The 638-nt window shown below is 57.4% G+C and carries 1 protein-coding gene; it reads left to right on the top strand.

The window, feature by feature from the left end:
• Positions 1-91: 91 nt before the first annotated feature.
• Complete coding sequence (locus tag CA13_RS04280; RefSeq protein WP_146394748.1) at positions 92-535, top strand: ankyrin repeat domain-containing protein; 444 nt, start codon at positions 92-94, stop codon at positions 533-535.
• Positions 536-638 lie beyond the last annotated feature (103 nt).

Here is a 638-nt window from a genome sequence, read left to right as displayed (position 1 = left end):
TCCGTTGCACACGGAGCCGCGGGCCGCGCGGATTCTCAAATCAATGTCGTTTGCCGCGGCCCGGTGAACGGTGACGTTCCACCAATAAAAGATGACGCTTCCTGACGACCTTATATCGACGCTCTCCGAAGCCGTTGAAGCAGATGACGCCGACGCGATCCGCCATACGATCTTGACCTCCAAGCTGAATGGTCATGACCTGGGCGAGTGGCTCACGATGGCATCGCACCTCGGAAACATGGACGCGATGAAGGCGTTACTCGAGCATGATGCTGACGTGCATTGGAAAAACCAAGACGGCGAAACCGCGTTCAGTTTCGCGTGTGCGTATAATCAATTCGACGCTGCGCGATTGCTGCACGAACACGGCGCTGACATCAACAGCGTTGATTCAAGTGGTGGTACACCACTTGATTGGGCGGTCTGTCACGCACGTCCCGAGTTTCGGGCATGGCTTATGGATATTGGCGGTACGAGGAACAGCGACCACGAAGAATGGCCCTGGCCACCCAAGACAGATGGCTGCGGCACCTGATATGCCGTAGCCGTTTAAGAGCGTGGAACCATGGGATGCAACGGAGCGGCGGTGGTACGGTTTCTCGTGAGATCGATGTCAACTCCCGCCGCCCGCTGATCCC

The organism is Novipirellula herctigrandis (assembly GCA_007859835.1).
Classification (GTDB): Bacteria; Planctomycetota; Planctomycetia; order Pirellulales; family Pirellulaceae; genus Novipirellula_A; species Novipirellula_A herctigrandis.
The sequence above is the reverse complement of the archived record's forward strand: the minus strand, read 5'-3'. Positions and strand labels throughout refer to the sequence as shown.